The sequence below is a fragment of the Massilia pinisoli genome (assembly GCF_024753285.1).
Classification (GTDB): Bacteria; Pseudomonadota; Gammaproteobacteria; order Burkholderiales; family Burkholderiaceae_D; genus Telluria; species Telluria pinisoli.
The window spans coordinates 77821-99234 of sequence record NZ_JANUGW010000001.1; the positions used below are offsets into that span (position 1 = coordinate 77821).

Sequence of the window (21414 nt, forward strand, 5' to 3'; positions counted from 1 at the left end):
TCGCCCATATGCATATGTACGACGATCCTCGATCCACCGCATGATCCCATCCCGTCCGAACCTCGCCGCCGCGCTGCTGGCGCTGACCCTCGCGGCGGGCGGCGCATGGGCGGAGGCCGACGTGGCACCGCTCGCGCGGGTGGAACGCCTCGTCCGCGCGGGCGACGCGGGCGCGCTGCCCGCGCTGCTGGCCGCGCACGGCGCGATGATGGCGCGCGGCGACCCCGACCGGATCGCCTACTTGAAACTGCTGCGTCATGCGTATGTGGACGCAGGCGACACGGCCGCCGCCGCACAGACGGCGCAGCGCATGGTGAAGCTCGCGCGCGAACGGGGCGATGCGCTGGACGAGGCGCTCGGGATGCTGGCGGTGGCCGGTGCGCACGCCAGCCATGGCAAGACGGCCGTGCTGGCGGCCGTGAACGACGTCGATGTGCGCCATGCCGACCTGCGCGACCCCGAATTCATGGCCGCGCTGCAGCGGGCCTATGGCGACGCGTACCTGGAACTGGGCCAGCTCGACTTTGCGCGCAGCCATTATCTGAAGGCGCTCGCGATCGCGCGCGGGCATCCCGGGCTGCTCGAACCGACCGTGAACGACTTGCGCCTCGCGCTTGCGAAGGTCTATGTGTACGAGGGTGCGGCGGACAGGGTGCTGGCGACGCTGGCGGAGATCGGCCCGGACGGCGGTCCGCTTGCGCCGCCATCCGCCGTGCGCCGCCACGTCATCGAAGGCATCGCCCACGTGATGCAGGGCCACGCGGCCCTCGGACGCGCCGCCTACGACAAGGGCCTCGCCATCGCACACGCACGCGGCCTCGTGCTGCTCGAAGCGAACGCGCTGGGCAATATCGCGGACAGCTGGCTGGACGACGGCCACTACGCCGAGGCCGAACGGACCGCGCGCGCCGCGCTTCCGCTGGCGGTCAAGGCGGGCGACCCGTCCACCCGTCACGTCGCCGAGGCGAACCTGGGCTTCGCGCTGGCCGGGCAAGGCCGGCTGGCGGAAGGGCTCGCGTACATCGACCGCGTGCTGGCGGAAAAGCGCAAGAATGCCGACTACCCCGACATGGCCAACCTGCTGCTCGAAAAGAGCCGCATGCTGGACAAGGCGGGCCGGCTGCGCGCGGCCCTGCAGGCGCTGCAGGAACAGCGCGACGTCGCGGCGAAGATCGCGGCCGGCGAGCACGAGACCATGGCGAAGGTGTTGCAGGAGCAGTTCGATGCCCAGCGCCGCGCGCTCCAGATCGAGGGGCTGCGGCGCGAGAACGCGTTGAAAGACGAGGAGATCCGCAAGCGCCGCGTGTGGGAGCTGATCGCCTCGACGGGTGCCGCGGTGGCCCTGCTGGCGTGCGGCTTCGTGTGGCGGTTGTACCGCCGCTCCGTGCGCGCGAGTGGCCGGCTGCGCGAATTGAACGAGGAGCTGGCGTTCCACTCGACGCACGACGCGCTGACGGGCCTGTTGAACCGCCGTTCGTTCCGCGCGCAGATGGAGAGGCGCAAGCCGGGAACGGGCGGCTGCTTCATCCTGCTCGACATCGACCACTTCAAGACGATCAACGACCACCTCGGCCACGCGGCCGGTGACGAGGTGCTCGTGGAGGTGGCGCGCCGCCTGCGCGCCTGCGTGGACGCGCGCGGCCTCGTGTTGCGCTGGGGCGGCGAGGAATTCCTCGTGCACGTCGACGGCGGCGACGCGGCCGGCCACGCAGACGTCGTACGCGGCCTGCTGTGTGCCGTGGCAGGTGCACCCGTGCGGATGGCGGACGGCCAGCATGTCGCCGTGACGATCACGGCGGGTGCGCTGGCACTGATGCCGGGCGCCGACACGGCGCTCGACTGGCAGCACGCGCTGGCGCTGGCTGACGAGGCGCTGTACCGCGGCAAGCAAGAGGGCCGCCGTTGCGCCTACCTCGTCGAGGCCGACGCCGCGGGCATCGCCGCCCGCAGCACGCGCATCGCTGCGGACTGCGGCTGAAGCGCGCCGCCCGCCGTCAGTGAGCCGGCATCACGAGTACCTGCAGGCCGGACGGCGTCTCGGCCGCGTGATAGACGCGCTGCGTGGCGGCCTTGAAGTCTTGCGGCTTCGCCTTCGGGATGGTGACGAACGTCTGCGGATTCAGGTCGACGAGCGGGAACCACGAGCTTTGCACCTGCACCATGATGCGGTGGCCGCGGCGGAACGTGTGGTCGATGTCGCCCAGGTGGTAGCTGATCGCCTCGACCTTGCCGGGCACGAATGCCTCCGGGTGCTCGAAGCCGTTGCGGAATTTGCCGCGCAGCGGGTTGCCCCGCACGAGCTGCTGGTAGCCGGCCATCGTGCCGTGCGGCGGCGGCACGTCGGCGCCGCGTTTCGGCTCCTCGCCCGCCGGGTATTCGGCCGGGTAGACGTCGATCAGCTTCACGACCCAGTCCGCATCCGTGCCCGTCGTCGACACGAACAGCTTCGGCGTGACGGGGCCCGCGATGGTGACGTCGTCTTCCAGCACGTCGCTCTGGTACACCAGCACGTCCGGGCGTGTGGCCGCGAAGCGCTGGTCCGACACCATGTATTCCTGCGGCACCGACGTCGCCGGGTAGCCGATGTAGGGCACCGGCTTGTTCGGATCGGACACGTATTCGTCGTAGCCCGCGCCCGCCGCCGGCTGCTGCCACGTCAGGCTGCCGCCCGGCCCGAAGTACAGCGTGCGCGCCTTGGCCTGCACCGGTGGCCACGCCGTGTAGCGGCGCCACACGTTGCTGCCCGTCTCGAAGGAGGTCACTTCGGCGATGGGTTGTGCGGGCTTGACGCCCTTGAGCTGCTGCTCGAAGAACGGGAACTGGATGTGCTGGCGGAAGTACTCGCCCGTCTTGCTGTCGAACGACACGCGCCCCAGTTGTTTGCCGTCGTAGCGCGCCCATCCGCCGTGCACCCACGGGCCGATCACGAGGCCGTCGAACGTGCCCGGGTTGTATTTCTTGATCGTGTGGTACGTGGTGAACGGGCCTTGCGGGTCTTCCGCGTCGAACCAGCCGCCCACGGTCAGCACCGCGGCCTTCACGTTCTTCAGGTGCGGCGCGATGGCGCGCGTCTGCCAGAAGGCATCGTACGTGTCGTGCTCGATGGTGGGTGCCAGCAGCGCGCGCTGCTTGTCTGTCATGGTGCCGAGGATGTTCGGCAGGGTGCGGTGCTTCAGGAAGAAGTCGTAGGCGTCGGCCGCGCCGTAGTCGAATTCGGCCCACGTCTTCGGTAGCGGCGTGGGGTTCTGCTGCTCCGTGAACGATGCGTAGAAGCCGAAGTTCGCGGCCAGCATGAAGGCGCCGCCGTGGTAGGAGTCGTCGCCCATGTACAGGTCCGTCACGGGCGCCTGCGGCGACGCGGCCTTGATCGCGGGGTGCGAATCGATGATGCTCGCGGACGTGTAGAAGCCCGGATAGCTGATGCCCCAGATGCCGGCCTTGCCGTTGTTGTTCGGGACATTCTTCAACAGCCATTCCATCGTGTCGTACATGTCCTGGCTTTCCTGGCCTTCACCGGCGGCACGGCGCGGGTTCGCGTGCGGCGTCATTTCCTGCCACTTGCCCTCGGACATATAGCGGCCGCGCACGTCCTGCTTGACGAAGATATAGCCCGCGTCCTCGAATTCCTTCGATGGCCCGATCTGCTTCGGGTACCAGTCCTCGCCGTAGTGCAGCTCGCCGTCGGCCTGTACGCCCGCGCTGTACGGCGTGCGGTTGATGAGGAACGGGTAGGGCTTCGACGCGTCCTTGGGCACGTAGACGACGGTGAACAGCTTCGTCCCGTCGCGCATCGGGATGCGGTATTCGTACTTCGTGTATGTCTCGCGCAGGTCGCGCGGCGCCGGCTTGGCGTTGTCCTCGACGTGCGCGGCGTGGACGGGGACGGGCGGCAGGGCGGAGCACGCGAGGGCCACCAGCAGGGTAAGCAGGGGCAGGCGTGCGGGCAGGGAGTGACGGGTCATGACTTCCTTGGCGGGGTGGTAAAAGCGGCAGTATAAATGCGCGCTCCTCCGCTGTCGCCGTTTTGTCGGCGCCGCCCGCGCCGCCGGCCTATTCGACGACGAATACGCGCGCCCGAGGATCCTGCCCGCGCACGAAGTCCACGATCGCGTCCGTCGTCACGGTGTCGATCTGTCCGGCCATGCGCCGGTCGAACGGATGGTCGTCGAACGCGACGTTGGCGCGGAACATGCGGGCGCCCAGGCGGGTGACGGCCGGGATCTGCACCGTGCGCACGCGGTAGCCCTGGCCCTGCAGCCACGACTGGGCCTCGGCGCGGGTCTCGACGGCGCGCGGTGGCGCGCTGGCGGCGGCCAGGGTCTCGAGCACCCACTGGTTCGAGTTCTGGTAGCGCGTCGAATACACATAGGCCAGCATGTTGTAGTGCGGGTCGTGCAGGCGGCGCGCCGTCCGGCCCACGAGCAACTGCGCCACGCGCGCCTGCACGTCGGGCGATGGAATCACGACCTGGGCCCGGTAGCGATACAGGTCCGTCAGGAAGAAGTTGCCGACGCCGTCCACGTACAGGTCGGAGCTCGCGGTGCCGCACGCGTTCAGCTCGTGCACGACGGTCCAGCGGCCGGCCGCGTGGTCGCGCACGACGATGCCCATGTGCGAGTACTCGATGCCGTACTTGCTGAGGTCTTGGCCGGCCCGTGCCACGAGGGCGACGGTGGCGCCGCTTTCCTCGAGCGCGGCATACGCGCGTTGCGCGAGCGAGAGCGAACGGCGCACCTCGTCCACGCTCAGCGGCTCCTCGCGGCACGCCTGGCCGGCATGCGCCGGCAGCGTCGCAGCGAGCGCCAGGGCGCAGGCCAGCCGGGCGAAGCGGCGGTCAGGACGCGCGGGCATGGTGCAGAAGCGCCTGGCCGACTTCATTCGGGATGAATGCGATCACCTTGCCCGACAGGACGAGCGCCTGGCCGGCCGACATGGCGACGACCTGCAGCACGGTGCCGGCGGCGATCGACAGGCCGCGCGCCGCCTCGCCGGACAGGCGCACGGTCGCGCGGCTGGCCTGGCCCGCGCCTTCGAGCACGACTTCGACACCGTCGCCCACGGCTTCCACGCTGGCGACGACGACGCTGCCGGCGGCGCTGACGGCGACGAGCGAGCCGACGACGACGCTCCCCGTCACCTCACTGATGGCCTTCGAGGGCGCCGACGGATCGGCGGCGGAGGCGCTGGCGCAGGCCAGTCCGAGCAACGTTGCGAGCAACAAGCGTTTCATGATCTCTCCTTAAAGAACGTGGCGCCATGTTGCCGCGAGTACCATGCCGGGCCAAGTCCTGCTTGCAAAAGTATCATCAAGCGCCACTTTCGGTACTGCCCGGCGCTACCGGTGGGGGCGGCGGGCGGGTGGGCGGACCTGAGCGCACACAGCCGAGGAAATCGCCGCATTTACGCACCGCCCCGGTGCGCGGCGCCGGCCGGCGGCTGCGATGCGTACCGTGCAGGGGGTATCGTCGAAACGGATTTAATATGCGCAATCTGACGAGGGCTCAATCCGGAGGACGCACGCCATGACCGACTCCACCGACATCAACCAGACACGGCGCGACCTGCTGATCGGCGGGGCGCTGTCCGCGACGGCCGCAGCGCTGCCGCTCGGCTGCGCGCAGGGTGCGGAGCCTGCGGCTGCCACGCCGCCGCCCGTGACGGCCAAGGTGGCGCTGCGCGTCAACGGCCAGCGCCGCGAGCTGGAACTCGACACGCGCACCACGTTGCTGGACATGCTGCGCGAGCACCTGCACCTGACGGGCACCAAGAAGGGCTGCGACCAGGGCCAGTGCGGCGCCTGCACGGTGATCGTCGACGGCCGCAGGATCAATTCCTGTCTCAGTCTCGCCGTGATGCACGAGGGTGCGGAAGTCACGACGATCGAAGGCCTCGGCACGCCCGACAAGCTGCATCCGCTGCAGGCCGCGTTCGTGAAGCACGACGGCTACCAGTGCGGCTATTGCACGCCGGGGCAGATCTGTTCGGCCGTGGCGGCGCTGGACGAGATCCGGCGCGGCGTGCCGAGCCACGTGAGCGCGGACCTGAACGCGCAGCCGCTGCTGTCGCCGGCGGAGCTGCGCGAGCGCATGAGCGGCAACATCTGCCGCTGCGGGGCGTACTCGAACATCATCGACGCCATCTCCGAGGTCGCCGGAGGCAAGACATGAAAGCGTTCACGTACCAGCGCGCCGGCACGCCGGCCGAAGCGGCGGCTGCCGCCGCCCAGCATCCGGGCGCACGCTTCATCGCCGGCGGCACGAACCTGCTCGACCTGATGAAGCTCGAGATCGAGACGCCGCCTCACCTCGTCGACGTCAATGGCCTGGAGCTCGACAAGATCGAACCGACGCCGGACGGCGGCCTGCGCGTGGGCGCCCTCGTGCGCAACACGGACCTCGCGTCCGACCTGCGGGTGCGGCGCGACTACGCCGTGCTGGCGCGCGCGCTGCTCGCAGGCGCGTCGGCCCAGCTGCGCAACAAGGCGACGACGGCGGGCAACCTGCTGCAGCGCACCCGCTGCCCGTATTTCTACGACACGAACATGGCGTGCAACAAGCGCAAGCCGGGCAGCGGCTGTTCCGCGATCGGCGGCTACACGCGCCCGCTGGCCATCGTCGGCCACAGCGACGCATGCATCGCCACGCACCCGAGCGACATGGCGGTGGCGATGCAGTTGCTTGACGCTGGTGTCGAGACCGTGCGCCCGGACGGCACGGCACGCACGATCCCCATCGCCGATTTCTACCGGCTGCCCGGGACGACGCCGCACATCGAGAACACGCTCGCGCCCGGCGAGTTGATCACGGCCGTCACCTTGCCGAAGCCGATCAAGGGCAAGCACTACTACCACAAGGTGCGCGACCGCTCGTCGTATGCGTTTGCGCTCGTGTCGGTGGCAGCCGTCGTGCAGCGGGACGGCAGCGGGCGCGTCGCGCTGGGCGGCGTCGCACACCGGCCGTGGCGCGTGCCGGCCGCCGAGAGCCGCATGCCACAAGGGGCCAAGGCCGTCACCGACGAGCTGCTGGCGGGGGCGCGGACGACGAACGACAATGCGTTCAAGGTCCCGCTCGTCGAGCGCACGCTGGCCGCCGTGCTGGCCGATGCACGCAAGGCATGAGGAGGCAGCGATGAAATTCACGACACCCGCCACGACGAATCCCATCGACCGCCTGCAGGTGGTCGGCAAGCCGACGGACCGCATCGACGGCCCGTTCAAGACGACCGGTACGGCGCCCTATGCGTACGAACGGCACGATGCCGTACCGGACGCCGCCTACGGCTGGGTCGTCGGCGCCGCCATCGCGAAAGGCCGCATCACGAAGATCGACACCGCGGCCGCACGGGCCGCGCCAGGTGTGATCGCCATTGTGACGTATGAGAACGCGGGCAAGCTGGGGAAGGGCGACAAGAACACGGCGCGGTTGCTCGCGGGGCCCGAGGTGCAGCACTATCACCAGGCGGTCGCCGTCGTCGTCGCGCAGACGTTCGAGCAGGCGCGGGCCGCGGCGAGCCTCGTGCACGTCGAGTATGCGCCGCAAAAGGGCGTGTACGATCTCGAGGCGGCGATGAACGCGGCCGGCCCGGCCGGCAGCAAGCAGAAGGACAAGTCGACGACGAAGGTGGGCGACTTCGACCACGCGTTCGCGACGGTGCCCGTCAAGCTGGACGCCGTCTACAAGACGCCCGACCAGACGCACGCGATGATGGAGCCGCACGCGTCGATCGCCGTCTGGCAAGGCAACAAGCTCACGTTGTACACGTCGAACCAGATGGTGCACTGGGGCGTGCAGGACATGGCGAAGACGCTGGGCATCCCGGAGGCCGACGTGCGGCTCGTGTCGCCTTACATCGGTGGCGGCTTCGGCGGCAAGTTGTTCCTCCGTTCGGAAGCGCTGCTGGCGGCGCTGGGGGCAAAAGCGGCGGGCCGGCCCGTGAAGGTGACGTTGCAGCGTGCCCTCATGATGAACAACACGACGCACCGTCCCGCGACGATCCAGCACATCCGCATCGGCGCCACGCGCGAGGGGCGCATCGCGGCGATCGCGCACGAGAGCTGGTCCGGCGACTTGCCGGGCGGCTCGCCGGAAACGGCGGTCAACCAGACGCGCCTGTTCTACGCGGGCGCGAACCGCTTCACGCAGATGCGGCTCGCGGTGCTCGACCTCGCGGAAGGCAATGCGATGCGCGCGCCCGGCGAGGCGCCGGGCCTGATGGCGCTGGAGATCGCGATGGACGAGCTGGCGGAAAAGCTCGGCATGGACCCCGTGATGCTGAGGATCGTGAACGACACGACGGTGGACCCGGAAAAGCCCGGCCGCAAGTTCTCGACGCGGCGCTTCGTCGACACCCTGCGCGTGGGCGCCGAGCGCTTCGGCTGGAGCAAGCGCAATCCCAAGCCGGGCCAGGTGCGCGACGGCCGCTGGCTCGTCGGCTACGGCATGGCCGGCGCGTTCCGCAACAACATCAACATGAAGTCGGGCGCGCGCGTGCGGCTCGAGCGCGACGGCACCGTGACTGTCGAGACGGACATGACGGACATCGGCACCGGCACCTACACGATCATCGGCCAGACGGCGGCCGAGATGCTGGGTGTGCCGCTCGCGCGCGTGACCGTACGCCTGGGCGACTCGACGTATCCGGTGTCGGCCGGCTCCGGCGGCCAGTGGGGCGGCAACAGCTCGACGGCCGGCGTGTACGCGGCCTGCGTCAAGCTGCGCGAGCACGTGGCAAAGAAGCTGGGCCTGGACCCGGCGCACGCGGAATTCGCCGACGGCATGGTGCGCGCCGGCGGCAAGGCGCAGCCGCTCGCGCAGGCGGCGCGCGACGGCGCGGTCGTCGGCGAAGACACGATGGAATACGGCGAGCTCGCGAAAACGTACCAGCAGTCGACGTTCGGCGCGCATTTCGTCGAGGTCGCGGTGGACGCGGCGACGGCGGAGGTGCGCGTGCGCCGCATGCTGGCCGTCTGTGCGGCGGGCCGTATCCTGAATCCGAAATCGGCGCGCAGCCAGGTGATCGGCGCGATGACGATGGGCGTGGGCGCCGCGCTGATGGAAGACCTCGTCGTGGACAAGCGCGTCGGCTTCTTCGTCAACCACGACCTGGCCGGCTACGAGGTGCCGGTTCACGCGGACATCCCGCACCAGGAGGTGATCTTCCTCGACGAGACGGACCCGACGTCGTCGCCGATGAAGGCCAAGGGCGTCGGGGAACTCGGCATCTGCGGCGTGGCGGCTGCGGTGGCGAATGGGATCTACAACGCCACCGGCGTGCGCGTGCGCGACTATCCCGTCACGCTCGACAAGCTGCTGCCGGGGATGCCCGCCTATGTTTGAACACGCTAGAATGGAGGACGCGGTGTCCCGGCCGCGCCACCGACAGGATTCCATGAACGACTTCGCCGGCAGGTCTTCCGTACACGGCATCGAGCGGCATCTGCGCCAGTGCGACTGGACGGCGTCGCCGCTCGGTCCGCCGTCCTCGTGGCCGCCTGCGCTCGCGCACGCCGCACGCTTCATGTTCGACGCGCCCGTGCCGATGCTCCTGGCCTGGGGCGGCGCGCAGGGCGTGCTGTACAACGACGCGGCCGCACCACTGCTGGGCGCATACGATCCCGGCCTGTTCGGAGCAAGCTTGTCCGACTGGCCGGCGGCGTGGGACGGGCTGGCGGGGCACGCGGCGCGCGCGCTGGCAGGCGAAGCGTTCCGCGTCGGCCAGAGCATGCACACGGCGGCCGATGCCGGCGCCGCGCCGTGGCTGGACCTCGCATTCGCGCCGCTGCGCGACCTGGACGGCGCCGTGCGCGGCTTCACCTGCACCGTGTGCGGACCCGCCGCGCTGCCGACCGGCGACGCCGGCTTTCGCGTCGTCGCCGACGCCATGCCGCAGATGGTGTGGTCGACCTTGCCGGACGGTTACCACGACTATTACAACCGTCACTGGTACGACTTTACCGGTATGCGCGACGGCGAGACGGACGGCGAGCGCTGGAACGCCATGTTCCACGAGGACGACCGCGAACGTGCGTGGGCGGCATGGCGCCTGTCGCTGGCGACGGGTGCGCCGTACGAGATCGAATACCGCCTGCGCCACCGCAGCGGCGACTACCGCTGGGTGCTGGGCCGCGCGCTCCCCGTGCGCGACGCCGAGGGACGCATCGTGCGCTGGATGGGCACGTGCACGGACATCGACCAGCAGAAGCGCCACGAGGAAGCGCTGCGCCAGAGCGAGGCGCGGTTCCGCCGGCTGGCCGATTCGAACGTCGTCGGCATCGTGCGCTATCGCATGGATGGCACGATCGTCGAGGCGAACGAGGCGTTCCTCGACATGCTGGGCTATACGCGCGCAGACTTCGAGCGCGACGGCCTGGCGTCGCGCACGTTGACGCCGCCGGAATGGCTTGATGCCACGGCGCGCGCGATGACGGAGCTGCGCACCGTGGGTCGCATCGAGAACCTCGTGAAGGAATACTTCCGCAAGGACGGCAGCCGCGTCAGCGTGCAGATGGGATCGATCACGATGGACGATCCCGCCACGGAAGGCGTGGCCGTGATGGTCGACGTCACGCCGATCAAGGACGCGCAGCGCGCGCTGCGCGAGGCGGACCGGCGCAAGGACGAATTCCTCGCGATGCTGGCGCACGAGCTGCGCAACCCGCTCGCACCGATCACGGCGGCCGCCGACTTCCTCAAGGTCGGCCGCCTCGACGAGGAACGCGTGCGCCAGGTGACGACGATCATCGGGCGGCAGGCACGCCACATGACAGGCCTGATCGACGACCTGCTCGACGTGTCGCGCGTGACGCGCGGCCTGATCACGCTCGAGCGCGCGCCCGTGCCGCTGGCCGGCGCGATCGCTGAAGCCGTCGAACAGGTGCGCCCGCAGGTCAAGGCCAAGGGCCATCGCCTGGAGCTCCACCTGCCGTCCGACGAGGCCCTGGTGGCCGGCGACCGCAAGCGCCTGGTGCAGGTGTTCGCCAACATCCTGGGCAATGCCGCGCGGTACACGCCGAGCCAGCCACCGGACGGCGGCCGCATCGACCTGCACCTGCGCATCGAAGACACGAGCGTGGTCGTCGACGTGTGCGACAACGGCATCGGCATGACACCGGAGCTGACGGCACGCGCATTCGACCTGTTTTCCCAGGCCGAGCGCAGCGCGGACCGCGCGCAGGGTGGCCTCGGCATCGGCCTCGCGCTCGTGAAGAGTCTCGTGGAACTGCACGACGGTACCGTGTCCGCCCACAGCGACGGGCCCGGCCGCGGCAGCCGCTTCACCGTCGTGCTGCCGCGCCTGCGCGTGGAGGGCGACGATGCCGGCAGCGTGCCGGGCACGATGGCGCCCGCGCCGCCGGAACGCGCGCTGGAAGTGCTGATCGTGGACGACAACGTCGACGCCGCGCAGATCCTCGCCATGTACATCGAAGCCGTCGGCCATCGCGCCACGGTCTGGCACAGCCCGGGCCAGGCGCTCGCGTACGCGGCCGAGCACCAGCCCGACCTGTGCGTGCTCGACATCGGCCTGCCGGAATTCGACGGCCACGAACTGGCGCGCCGCCTGCGCGCGCTGCCGGGCATGGCGGCGCTGCCGCTCGTCGCCGTCAGCGGCTACGGCCAGGCGCGCGACCGTGACCTCGCGCTGGCGGCCGGCTTCGACCGGCATTTCGTCAAGCCCGTGATGGCGGCCGACATCCTCGACGTGCTCGGTGCCGTGGCGCGCCGCCGGCCGAATAGCCGGACGGGAGAGTGAATGGGCGTCAAACGTATCGTTGCCAATGTCCACGCTGCGGACAACGCCGCGGCGCTGGCATTTTACGGCGGCATCCTGGACATGGAAGTCGTGATGGACCACGGCTGGATCGTCACGCTGGCCGGCAGCGGCGGCGGCAATCCCGCGCCGCAGCTGAGTTTCGCGACGGAGGGCGGCAACGGCACGCCCGTGCCCGACCTGTCGATCGAGGTCGACAACCTGGACGACGTATTGCGGCGCATGGCCGCTGCGGGACTGGCGCCCGAATACGGCCCGGCCGTGGAACCGTGGGGCGTGCGCCGCTTCTTCATCCGCGATCCGTTCGGGCGCCTGCTCAACATCCTGCAGCACGGCTAGCCGGTACGACCTACTTCGCCGTGGGCCGGGCGAAGTGCGCGTCGATCTCTTCCAACGTCTTGCCGCGCGTCTCCGGCAGCAGGAACGCCGAGGCGAGGAAGTAGACGACCGTGCAGGCGGCGCCGAAGAAGAAGATCGTGGAATAGCCGTGGCGGCCGACGGTCGGCAGGAACACGGCTGCGATCGACGTCGACACGAACTGGTTGATCAACAGGGCGATGCTCATGCCGTTGGAGCGGATCCGCGTGGGCATCAGCTCGGACAACGCGAGCCATACGCACACGCCGGGGCCGACGGCGAAGCTGGCGACGAACAGGCAGATCGCCAGCGCCACGAGCCAGCCGTGCCGCGTGTCCGGCAGCGGGCCGACCTGGGCCTTTTCGATGACGAGCGGACTGGCAGCGGCGGCCGCCGGATCGGGGAACGGGTTCATGTGCAGGCGGCGGAAGAACGTGCCGATCACGCTGTCCGGCTGGACGGTGTCGGCGCGGCGCGCCTGCAGCGCCGTCAACGCGGGATCGTCGCTGCGGATGCTCGCAACGTTCGCGAACGGCCCGTACGCGTAGGCGACCGTCAGCGCCTGCGGCGGGCCGGAAGGATCCGCGCCCAGCGCGCGCAACGTGGGTGCATCGAGCCGCAGCGCGAGGCCGTCGTCGAGCGCGAGCCGCGTGACCTGCGCCAGCACGTCGCGCTGCTCCACCTCGTTTGCGCGGAACAGCAGGCCGACGCCGAGCAGCGCGACGACGATGCCGGCCGTCCCCACCATCAGCAGGAAGCGGCGTCCCTTGCGGTCGACGAGGAGCACGGCAACGATGGTCATCACTGCGTTCAGCACCTTCAGCAGCACGTCTGCCAGGTTCGCGTTCGTCCCCGCCAGGCCTGCGCGGTTCAGGATGTTGACGACGTAGGCCAGCACGGAGTTGATGCCGGTCGCCTGGTTGCAGGCGAGGATCAGGCACGCGAGCAGGAACGGCAGCACGTAGCGCCGCGACAGCAGCGGGTCGGCCGCGCGCGTCGCCTGCGCATGCGGCCGCGCGATCTCGGCCAGTTCGCGGTCGGCATCGGCGCTGTCGCGGGTGCGCAGCAGCACGGCGCGCGCCGCGTCGAGCCGGCCCCGTTGCGCGAGCCAGCGCGGGGATTCCGCCAGCAGCAGGCAGCCGGCGGTGAACACGACGCCCGGTGCGAGGCAGGCCCAGAAAATGGCGCGCCACGCATGGTCCTTGGCCGCCAGCACGGCGGCGGCGCGCGCCGCTTCCGGCAGCGCCGCGACAGCATCCGTCGCCGCCTGCACGCTGCGCGCCTGCACGAGGCCGACGACGGCCGCCGCGACGAGGCCCACGGTCAGCAGCAGCTGGAACAGCGCGGCACCGCGGCCGCGCCGGCGCGCATCCATGCATTCGGCCAGGTACAGCGGGACGATCACACCGATCAGGCCACCGCTGACGCCTTGCAGCAGCCGGCCGCACAGCAGCGGCACATAGCCGTCCGCGAGGGCGATCAGCGGGATGCTGGCGACGAACAGCGCGCCGGACAGGACCATCGCGGGGCGCCGGCCGACGACGTCCGCCAGCAGGCCCGCGAACAGCGAGGACAGCACGGAGCCGAGCAGCACCGCGGCGACGATGAAGCTGAGCTGCTGGGCATTCAGCTTCCACGCCAGCGCCGCCGTAGACTCCAGATAGGGCAGCGCGCCGGCGATGATGCCCACGTCGATCCCGTACAGCAGACCGCCCATGCCGGCGATGCACAGCAGGTACCGGGTGGCCCAGGTTGGGGAACGCGGGAAGGCTGCGGTCATGTCGTCTCCATCGTCGTGTCGTCGACTGCCGAGCTTAACAGATCGTTGCGGCGCTGCCTTCGGCGACCGTGTTGTTGCGCGGGTTCGCCCGTGTTTACCGAGACCGCGCCTGCTAGCTGGCGTCGCGTGCGACCTGGACGAGCGTGTCGAGGCGGTTGCCGTCGACGCACAGGGCGGTGCCTGCGGCGAAATCGGCGTCCTGCGCGAGCCGCGTCAGCACCGAGCCGCTGGGCATCTCCAGCGCGACGCGGGCACCCCGTTCCCAGGCGTGGCGCGACGTGTCGGCCCACAGCACGGGGCGCGCCATGTTCGCGGCGAGGTCGGCGACGATGGCGTCGGCATCGAACAGGGCGCGCGCCTTGCTGCTGCTGACGTAGGTGATGCGCGGGCGCCGGCGCGGGACCTGGGCGGCGGCGCATGCGAGCGTGCGGGCTTGCTCGTCCAGCAGTGGGCAGTGCGAAGGCACCGGCACGGCCAGGCGGTCCGCCCGGTTGGCGCCGCGGTCGAGCGCCAGCGCGGCGACGGCGTCCAGCGCGGCGGCAGCGCCCGCGACGACGAGCTGGCGCGGCCCGTTCAGGTTGGCGAGGTACACGGGCGTCCCCGGCGCATCGACGTGCGCGATCAGCGGCTCCAGCTGCTGGCGTGTGAGGCCGCCGATCGCGGTCATGCCGTAGCCGGACGGGTAGGCGTCTTCCATCAGCCGGGCGCGCAATTCGACGAGGCGGACCGCATCGGTGAAATCCAGCACCCCCGCGACGACCGCGGCGGGCCACGCGCCGATCGACAGCCCGGCCACCATTTGCGCCGGCGCACCCAGCGCGTCCAGCACGCGCGCCGTCGCGACACCGGCCACCAGCAGCGCCAGCTGGACGGCGACCGTCGAGCGCAGCGCGTCCGACGTGTCCAGCGCAAGCACGTCGCGGCCAAGCGCCGCCGACGCTTGCGCGAGCGTGTGCGCGACCACCTCGTGGTCCGGCAGCGTATGCAGCATGCCCGGCTTTTGCGCGCCCTGGCCGGGGAACGTGAACAGGACGCTCATGCGGCCTCCCATGGGTCGGCGACAAGGCGCGCGCCCGCGTCCGTCTTCAACAGCACGCGGCCGCCGCGCACGTATTCGGCGAAGGCAAAGCCGCCTGCGCCCGTATCGACCTGGATGTCGATGCGGCAGGGCTGCCCGTCCTGCAGCTTGGCCAGTGCGGCCAAGGTCGCTGCGGCGGGCCGGCGCGGCAGGCGGACTAGCAGATCGAGGTCGCTCGTCGCGCGCAGCACGGGCAGGCCGCACGCGAGCCAGTAGCCGGCGCCGCCCGCCGGGCCCCAGTCCACGTCCAGGGCGTCCAGCCGCGGTGCCAGTGTGCGCAGCGCGGCGATGCACGGGAAGTCGGCGTGCGTCGCATGCGCTTGCTGCGCGAGCATGCGCGGCGTGAGGATGGCGGCGATCGCGGCGACGGGCAAGTAGCCAGGGCAGCGCTCGTTGCGGTGCAACCCGCGCGCGCCGACGGCAACCATGCCGGGCGGCGTCGCCTCACGCCGCACGACGAGCGGCGCCCCCGCATCGAACCAGTCCGGACGCGCGCCCGCGCACGCGAACGCGCCCGGGTCGCGCGCGAACAGCAGGTCGTGCGGACGGGGCGCTTGCACGTCAGCCCACCAGCGAGCGGGTGGCGAAGTACAGCAGCGACGGCCCGAGCAGGCAGCCGAGGCCCGTGTGGAACGTGGCCACGAGGGCGCCGTATGGCACGAGGCGGCGGTCGGTGGCGGCGAGGCCCGCCGAGACGCCGCTGACGGTGCCCGCGAGGCCGCCGAACACCATCGCGGAGCGCGGCGTGGACAGGCGCAGGAAGCGCGCCGCCATCGGCGTGCCGACCATGACCATGATCGCCTTCACGAGGCCCGTGGCGATCGACAGCGCCATGATTTCGGAGCTGGCGCCGATCGCCGCACCCGTCACCGGACCGACGATGTACGTGACGGCGCCGGCGCCGATGGTCGTGATGCTGACCGCGTCGCGATAGCCGAACGCCCACGCGACGCTGGCGCCGACGATGAACGGGAGCACCGTGCCGAGCATCAGTGCGACGGCGCCCACGAGGCCGGCCTTCCGCGCTTCCACGACCTGCACTTCGAACGCGGTGGCGACGATGGCGAAGTCGCGCAGCATGGCGCCGCCCATCAGGCCGACGCCGGCGAACAAGGTGACGTCCGCGAGGCCTTTCTGGCCGCCCGTCTGGATGCCGCCCCAGTAGGCGAGGCCCAGGCCGATGAGGATGGCGATGGCGGAACCGTGCACGCGGCCGAACGTGAGGCGGCGCGACAGCTGCATCGACACGATCATCACGAGGCCCACGAGGGCGAAGGCCAGCACGAGGCCGTTGTGTTTTGCGGTCTTTTCCAGGAGTTCGAGCATGATGGTCCTCTTCAAGCGCGTTGCGTGGCGACGCGGGTTTCGGCGTCGACGTCCGTGTCGGGCGCCGGGCGCTCCCGACGGTTGATCAGGGAGACGCAGCACGCGCACACGAGTACCGAGGCGAAGGCGGCGAGCAGTGCGACGGGGCCGCCGCGCAAGGCCGATACGACGTTCTGCTGCGCGGCCATGGCGACGACGACGGGGATGTACATCGCGCCCCAGAAGCCGACGCCCATCTCGGTCTGCGCCGGCATCAGCCCGCGCTTGTGCAGCCACAGGCGGGCGCAGATCAGCAGGATCATGGCGATGCCGACCCCGCCCACGTTGGTCTTGGCGCCCAGCAGGGTGCCCAGCAGGTCGCCCAGGAAGATGCCGAGCAGATGGCAGACGGCCAGCAATGCGGTTCCATAGATAATCATGTGTGTCTCCTCTTCGTCCAAGAAAAAAGGTGCCGGCCGTGTTTATCGTTGTTGGCGGCCGGGTGGGTGCTGCGGATAGCTAGTCGGCGCCCTCCCATTGTGTTGCGAGCAGGTCGCGGACCCGGCGCGACGCGGCCCGGTGGGCGCCGCCCAGGCGGCTCGCGAGGTCGCGCCGCGGGTCCTCGAGGATGTCCGCCAGCGCCGCCTCGAGCGCGCCGTGGACGAGGGCGATGTCCTGTTCGTCCGGCAGCGCGAGGTTCGTCAAGGTCAGCACCTCGTGCAGGATGCCGAGCGACGCGAAGCTCCTGATGTCGTAGGCCATCGGCGGCACGCTGGCCGCCAGTTTTTCCAGCGCCTCGACGGAACGCAGCGTGACGCGCGCCGCGGAGGCCTTGCCCATCGCGTGCACGGCGACGGCGGGATCGTCCAGCGCAATCAGACGGTTGGCCTGGTAGCCGTGCGCCAGGAAGGCGCCGGACATCGCGAGGCCGACGATCAGGCCGATGACGGGATGGCCGGCCTGCCGCGCGTCGGCATACGCGGCCACCGCGGCGGCCAGCGCCTGATGGATCCCGTACGCTTCCTCGCGCCGGCCGTACGCCTGGCTCGGCACGTCGATGACGGCGACGATGGGGCGCTTCTCAAGCGTATCGCGGTCCAGCGCGATCACGTCGCGCACGGCCTGCGCGAGGCGCCAGCCTTCGACGAGCCCGACTTCGCCGTTGCGGGCGCGCGGAAAACCATTGTCCGGGTCGGGCACGACGGCGATGTAGCGCGCGGGCCGGCCGGCGAGGATGGCGTCGCACGCGTGCACCGTCGTCCAGTCGTGGACCGGGTGGGCGCCGCCCGTGAGGAGGCGCAGCCACATGGCGCCGCGCGAGGCGTGATTCGTGTTCGCTGCCATCATTCGAGTCCTTGTCCGTAGATGCGGCGCACGTCGTCCGGCGTCGCCTGGGTGTCCGTATCGACCCGCGCGAGGCAGGCGAGGAAGTCGGCGGTGCGGTCGCTGCGGTGCACGGCTGGCACGCCGCGCGCAAACAGGGCGGCCACGGTGTCGCGCACCTGGGCCGTATCGTCCTCCACGCAGGCGTCCGCCAGGTGGGTGATCGCGCGCTGTTCGCCGCCCGTCAGGCCCCAGATCAGCGAGCGCTGGCGCGCATCGAATTCGGCGACGCCGGCTTCCTGCTCGATGACTTGCGGGCCGTTGAGGCCGAGCCGCGCCTCGCGCGTCATCACGAAGTAAGAGCACAGCCCGGCCGCGATCGACATGCCGCCGTAGCAGCCCACCGTACCCGCGCTGACGCCGACGACGGGCCGGTACCGGCGCAGCGCGACGATGGCGGACTGGATCTCGGCGATGGCCGCCAGCCCGAGGTTCGCTTCCTGCAGGCGCACGCCGCCCGTCTCGAACAGGATCACGGCCTGCGTGGGCACGCCGCGCTCGTTGTCGCGCACGGCGAGTTCCAGCGCGCCGGCGATCTTGGCGCCGCCGATCTCGCCCATGCTGCCGCCCTGGAACGCGCCTTCGATCGCCAGCACGACGGTGGGCTGGCCCGCGAGCCGGCCCTTGGCGACGACGACGCCGTCGTCGGCCTGTGTCACGAGCTTCTGCATGCCGAGCCAGGGCGAGTGCAGGCGTTCGAACGGCCCCGCCAGTTCGCGGACGGTGCCCGGGGCGAGCAGCGCCTGCGCGCGGCTGCGGGCGCCCCGTTCGATGAAGCTGTCGCGCTTCAACAGGTTCTCGATGCTCATGGCGTCCCTCCGTTGGTGGCTGCCTGCTCGTACGCCTGCTCGATGCGCATGCGCACGACGCCGGGCGTCGCGCCGTTGTCGTTGATCTCGATACGGGCGGCCGGCAGGTCGCCGGCGCCGAACACCCGTTCCAGCAATGCCTTCCAGGTGGCGCCGTAGCCGTCGACCGACGTCTGCACGGCCACCGTCGTGCGCCCGGCGCCGGCCGGCTCCAGCAGCACTTCCAGGTCGCCCGAGGCGACGACGCCGCTCACCGTGCGTCCCGCGGCCGGCTGGCCCGCGGTGAATTCGTAGTCCAGTCTTTCCATGTTCAATCAAGCTCCATCGTCGTTGCGGGGACCGCAACCCCGCGTTCGATACGGTCCAGCAGCAGCGCGGCCGCCAGCAGGTCGGCGGCACCGCCGGGCGAGACGTGCATCCGCTTCAGCCGCGCTTCGAGCACGCCGAACGCGCGCCGGCCGTTCGGCGTGGCGATGCCGCCCGCCGCCAGCACGCGCCGCGCGCCGTCCTGTGCCGCGGCCAGCGCCTTCTTGCCGCCGCGCGCCAGCAGGCACGTGTCGTCCAAGGTGGCCATCACCGCGAGCAGGGCGTTCACGCGGGCGTGGTGCTCCGCATCGCCGCGCGCCCGCGCCAGTTTCAGCATCGGCAGCGCGTGGCCGACCACGTGCGGGAAGCCGGCGCGGGCCTGGCCGCGCGCACCTCCCACGCCGTGTTCGATGCAGGCGCGCTCGCCCTTGTGGCCCGTGCTGGCCGGTGCGCCGGGGTCGCCGATGCGCGCCAGCCGGCCGGCGCGGGCGGCGATGCGGACCACATCCGGGCCGGTCGCTGCGGCCGCGGTCACGAGCAGCCCGAGCGCCCAAATCGCGCCGCGGTGCGTGTTGATGCCGCCGCTGGCCGCCATCATCGTGGCTTCCGCGTCGCGGCCGATGGCACCGATACGCCGTCGCAGCAGGTCGTCGTCATCCGCGATGCGGCTACCCGCCAGCGCCATCTGCGCGAACGCGGACCGCAGCGCGCAGGCCGACGCGCACATCAGCGGCCAGCTCAGGTCGTGGTGGGCGCCGGCGCCGCGCAGGTCGACGAGGCCCGGCTTCGGTGTCAGCATGGCTTCGTCGACGAGGGCCGCGACCGCATGGTCGGCGAGATGCAATGCCTGGTCGATGGCGTCGACGTCGCGGGTCGTGAAGGGATTCGCGGCCGTCATCACCAGCTCCTGAATTTGGCGGGCGGTTCGTACAGGCCGCCGGACCAGTCGACCAGCTCCGCGATGCTCTTCGCCGCGAGCAGCGAGCGCGTGGCGTCGGCGCGGCGCACACCGATGTCTTCCGGCAGCGCGATCAGGCCTTGCGCGCGCATGCGGGCCGTCTCCTTCGGATCGTGGCGCAGCCCGATCGGCGTGACACCCGCGACGGCGGCCAGCATCGCCTTGCGCTCGTCCAGCGACTGCGCCTTGTACAGGTAGGCGATGCCTTCTTCGGTGAGGACGTGGGTGACGTCGTCGCCGTAGATCATCACGGGTGCGAGCGGCATGCCGGACGCCTTGCCCACTTCCACCGCGTCGAGCGATTCGACGATCGTCGGCTGGCTGCCGTCCTGGAACGTCTCGACCATCTGCACGACGAGCTTCTTGCCGCGCGCGAGCGGGTCGTCCGTCTCGACAAGGTCGAGCCAGGCCGGCGTCGGATGGCGGCGTCCGTGCGGATCGTGCCCCATGTTCGGTGCGCCGCCGAATCCGGTCAGGCGGCCGTGGGTGACGGTCGACGAATTGCCCAGTCCATCCATCTGCAAGGTGGAGCCGATGAACAGGTCGACGGCATATTGGCCCGCGAGCTGGCACAACGCGCGGTTCGAGCGCATGGAACCGTCGCGGCCGATGAAGAAGACGTCGGGGCGCGCGGCCGTGTATCGCTCCATGCCCAGCTCCGCGCCGAAGCAGTGCACGCTGTCGACCCAGCCCGATTCGATGGCGGGGATCAGGGTGGGGTGCGGGTTCAGCGTCCAGTTGCGGCAGATCTTGCCCTTCAAGCCGAGTTGCTCGCCATACGTGGGCAGCAGCAGTTCGATGGCGGCCGTGTTGAAGCCGATGCCGTGGTTCAGCGATTGCACCTGATGGCGCTCGTACACGCCGCGGATCGCCATCATCGCCATCAGGATGTGCACGGGCTTGATGAGGCGCGGGTCGCGTGTGAACAGCGGCTCGATGTAGAACGGCTTGTCGGACCGGACCACGTAGTCGATCCACGCGCCGGGAATGTCGACGCGGGGCAGGTCTTTCGGATCGTCGACGATCTCGTTCACTTGCGCGATCACGATCCCGTCGCGGAACGCGGCCGCCTCGACGAGGGCCGGCGTGTCTTCCGTGCTCGGGCCCGTGTACAGATTGCCCTGTCGGTCCGCCTTGTAGCCGGCCACCATGACGACGTTCGGCGTCAGGTCCACGTACAGGCGGGCATACAGTTCGATATACGTGTGCAGCGCGCCCACCTCCAGCATGCCCTCCTGCAGGAATTGCGAGATGCGCAGGCTTTGCGCACCGGCGTAGGCGAAATCGAGCTTGCTCGCGACGCCCCGTTCGAACAGGTCCAGGTGCTCCGGCAAGCTCACGCTCGGCATGATCATGTGCAGCTGGTTCACGCGGTCCGGGTCGACCTGCACGAGCGCGCGGGCGAGGAAGTCGGCCTGCTTCTGGTTGTTCCCCTCGAGGACCACGCGGTCGCCGCTGGCCAGCAGCAGTTGCAGCGCCTCGACGATGCGTTCGCTGTCCAGCACGGGACCGTCGGCGAGGTGGCTCACCGCCGCCATCCGGCGCGCCTTGTCGCGGCGCCGCGTATCCCACTGGCGCGGGGCGGGCGTGTTGCTTTCCATGTTGTCTCCTTTGTACGGACGGTAACGCCAGCATAGGAACACGACGCCGGGCCTTCAATCAACGCGGCGCG

The 21414-nt window shown here is 70.4% G+C and carries 19 protein-coding genes; 6 read left to right on the forward strand and 13 right to left on the reverse strand.

Going from position 1 to position 21414, the window contains the following annotated elements:
- Positions 1-40: 40 nt before the first annotated feature.
- Positions 41-1978 carry a GGDEF domain-containing protein gene (locus NX784_RS00310; protein WP_258814674.1) on the forward strand — a complete coding sequence of 646 codons (1938 nt, stop codon included), beginning with the start codon at positions 41-43 and terminating at the stop codon, positions 1976-1978.
- A gap of 16 nt (positions 1979-1994) precedes the next feature.
- Here NX784_RS00310 and NX784_RS00315 read toward each other — a convergent pair whose 3' ends face one another.
- From NX784_RS00315 to NX784_RS00325, 3 genes are all read right to left on the reverse strand, one after another.
- Positions 1995-3962 carry a CocE/NonD family hydrolase gene (locus tag NX784_RS00315; protein ID WP_258814675.1) on the reverse strand — a complete coding sequence of 656 codons (1968 nt, stop codon included), beginning with the start codon at positions 3960-3962 and terminating at the stop codon, positions 1995-1997.
- Positions 3963-4050: 88 nt separating this feature from the next.
- Positions 4051-4851 carry a DUF2145 domain-containing protein gene (locus NX784_RS00320; RefSeq protein ID WP_258814676.1) on the reverse strand — a complete coding sequence of 267 codons (801 nt, stop codon included), beginning with the start codon at positions 4849-4851 and terminating at the stop codon, positions 4051-4053.
- The gene (locus NX784_RS00325; protein ID WP_258814677.1) at positions 4835-5230 is read right to left on the reverse strand and encodes a hypothetical protein; all 396 of its coding nucleotides are present in this window, start codon (positions 5228-5230) and stop codon (positions 4835-4837) included. Before NX784_RS00325 ends, NX784_RS00320 begins: the two co-directional genes overlap by 17 nt.
- Positions 5231-5522: 292 nt before the next feature.
- Here NX784_RS00325 and paoA point away from each other — a divergent pair, with 292 nt between their 5' ends.
- From paoA to NX784_RS00350, 5 genes are read left to right on the forward strand one after another with little or no spacing between them, the layout of a single operon-like run.
- On the forward strand, positions 5523-6167 hold the full coding sequence (gene paoA / locus NX784_RS00330) for an aldehyde dehydrogenase iron-sulfur subunit PaoA (RefSeq protein ID WP_258814678.1): 645 nt from the start codon (positions 5523-5525) through the stop codon (positions 6165-6167).
- Positions 6164-7117: an FAD binding domain-containing protein gene (locus NX784_RS00335; RefSeq protein WP_258814679.1), complete on the forward strand. Its 954-nt coding sequence runs from the start codon at positions 6164-6166 to the stop codon at positions 7115-7117. The genes paoA and NX784_RS00335 overlap by 4 nt, the downstream gene beginning before the upstream one ends.
- Before the next feature lie 10 nt (positions 7118-7127).
- A complete protein-coding gene (gene paoC / locus NX784_RS00340; RefSeq protein WP_258814680.1) occupies positions 7128-9335 on the forward strand; it encodes an aldehyde oxidoreductase molybdenum-binding subunit PaoC in 2208 nt (735 codons plus the stop codon).
- Between the two features lie 52 nt (positions 9336-9387).
- Entirely contained in the window at positions 9388-11748 is a 2361-nt protein-coding gene (locus NX784_RS00345; protein WP_258814681.1) for a hybrid sensor histidine kinase/response regulator, read from the forward strand.
- Positions 11749-12105 carry a VOC family protein gene (locus NX784_RS00350; RefSeq protein WP_258814682.1) on the forward strand — a complete coding sequence of 119 codons (357 nt, stop codon included), beginning with the start codon at positions 11749-11751 and terminating at the stop codon, positions 12103-12105.
- A 10-nt stretch (positions 12106-12115) separates the two neighbouring features.
- Here NX784_RS00350 and NX784_RS00355 read toward each other — a convergent pair whose 3' ends face one another.
- The 10 genes from NX784_RS00355 to mdcA all read right to left on the reverse strand — a co-directional run bounded on the left by NX784_RS00355 (position 12116) and on the right by mdcA (position 21343).
- On the reverse strand, positions 12116-13903 hold the full coding sequence (locus NX784_RS00355; RefSeq protein WP_258814683.1) for an MFS transporter: 1788 nt from the start codon (positions 13901-13903) through the stop codon (positions 12116-12118).
- A gap of 112 nt (positions 13904-14015) precedes the next feature.
- Complete coding sequence (gene mdcH / locus NX784_RS00360; protein ID WP_258814684.1) at positions 14016-14942, reverse strand: malonate decarboxylase subunit epsilon; 927 nt, start codon at positions 14940-14942, stop codon at positions 14016-14018.
- On the reverse strand, positions 14939-15541 hold the full coding sequence (locus NX784_RS00365) for a malonate decarboxylase holo-ACP synthase (RefSeq protein ID WP_258814685.1): 603 nt from the start codon (positions 15539-15541) through the stop codon (positions 14939-14941). Before NX784_RS00365 ends, mdcH begins: the two co-directional genes overlap by 4 nt.
- 1 nt (position 15542) lies before the next feature.
- Complete coding sequence (madM, locus tag NX784_RS00370; protein WP_258814686.1) at positions 15543-16307, reverse strand: malonate transporter subunit MadM; 765 nt, start codon at positions 16305-16307, stop codon at positions 15543-15545.
- Between the two features lie 11 nt (positions 16308-16318).
- Positions 16319-16726 (reverse strand): malonate transporter subunit MadL, encoded by a 408-nt coding sequence (madL, locus tag NX784_RS00375; protein WP_258814687.1) that lies wholly within the window; start codon positions 16724-16726, stop codon positions 16319-16321.
- A 79-nt stretch (positions 16727-16805) separates the two neighbouring features.
- Positions 16806-17633, reverse strand: a complete 828-nt coding sequence (mdcE, locus tag NX784_RS00380) for a biotin-independent malonate decarboxylase subunit gamma (RefSeq protein WP_258814688.1) — start codon at positions 17631-17633, stop codon at positions 16806-16808.
- Complete coding sequence (locus tag NX784_RS00385) at positions 17630-18478, reverse strand: biotin-independent malonate decarboxylase subunit beta (protein WP_258814689.1); 849 nt, start codon at positions 18476-18478, stop codon at positions 17630-17632. The genes mdcE and NX784_RS00385 overlap by 4 nt, the downstream gene beginning before the upstream one ends.
- The gene (locus tag NX784_RS00390) at positions 18475-18786 is read right to left on the reverse strand and encodes a malonate decarboxylase subunit delta (RefSeq protein ID WP_258814690.1); all 312 of its coding nucleotides are present in this window, start codon (positions 18784-18786) and stop codon (positions 18475-18477) included. The genes NX784_RS00385 and NX784_RS00390 overlap by 4 nt, the downstream gene beginning before the upstream one ends.
- 2 nt (positions 18787-18788) lie before the next feature.
- On the reverse strand, positions 18789-19682 hold the full coding sequence (locus NX784_RS00395) for a triphosphoribosyl-dephospho-CoA synthase (RefSeq protein ID WP_258814691.1): 894 nt from the start codon (positions 19680-19682) through the stop codon (positions 18789-18791).
- The gene (gene mdcA, locus NX784_RS00400; protein WP_258814692.1) at positions 19682-21343 is read right to left on the reverse strand and encodes a malonate decarboxylase subunit alpha; all 1662 of its coding nucleotides are present in this window, start codon (positions 21341-21343) and stop codon (positions 19682-19684) included. The genes NX784_RS00395 and mdcA overlap by 1 nt, the downstream gene beginning before the upstream one ends.
- Between the last annotated feature and the right edge of the window lie 71 nt (positions 21344-21414).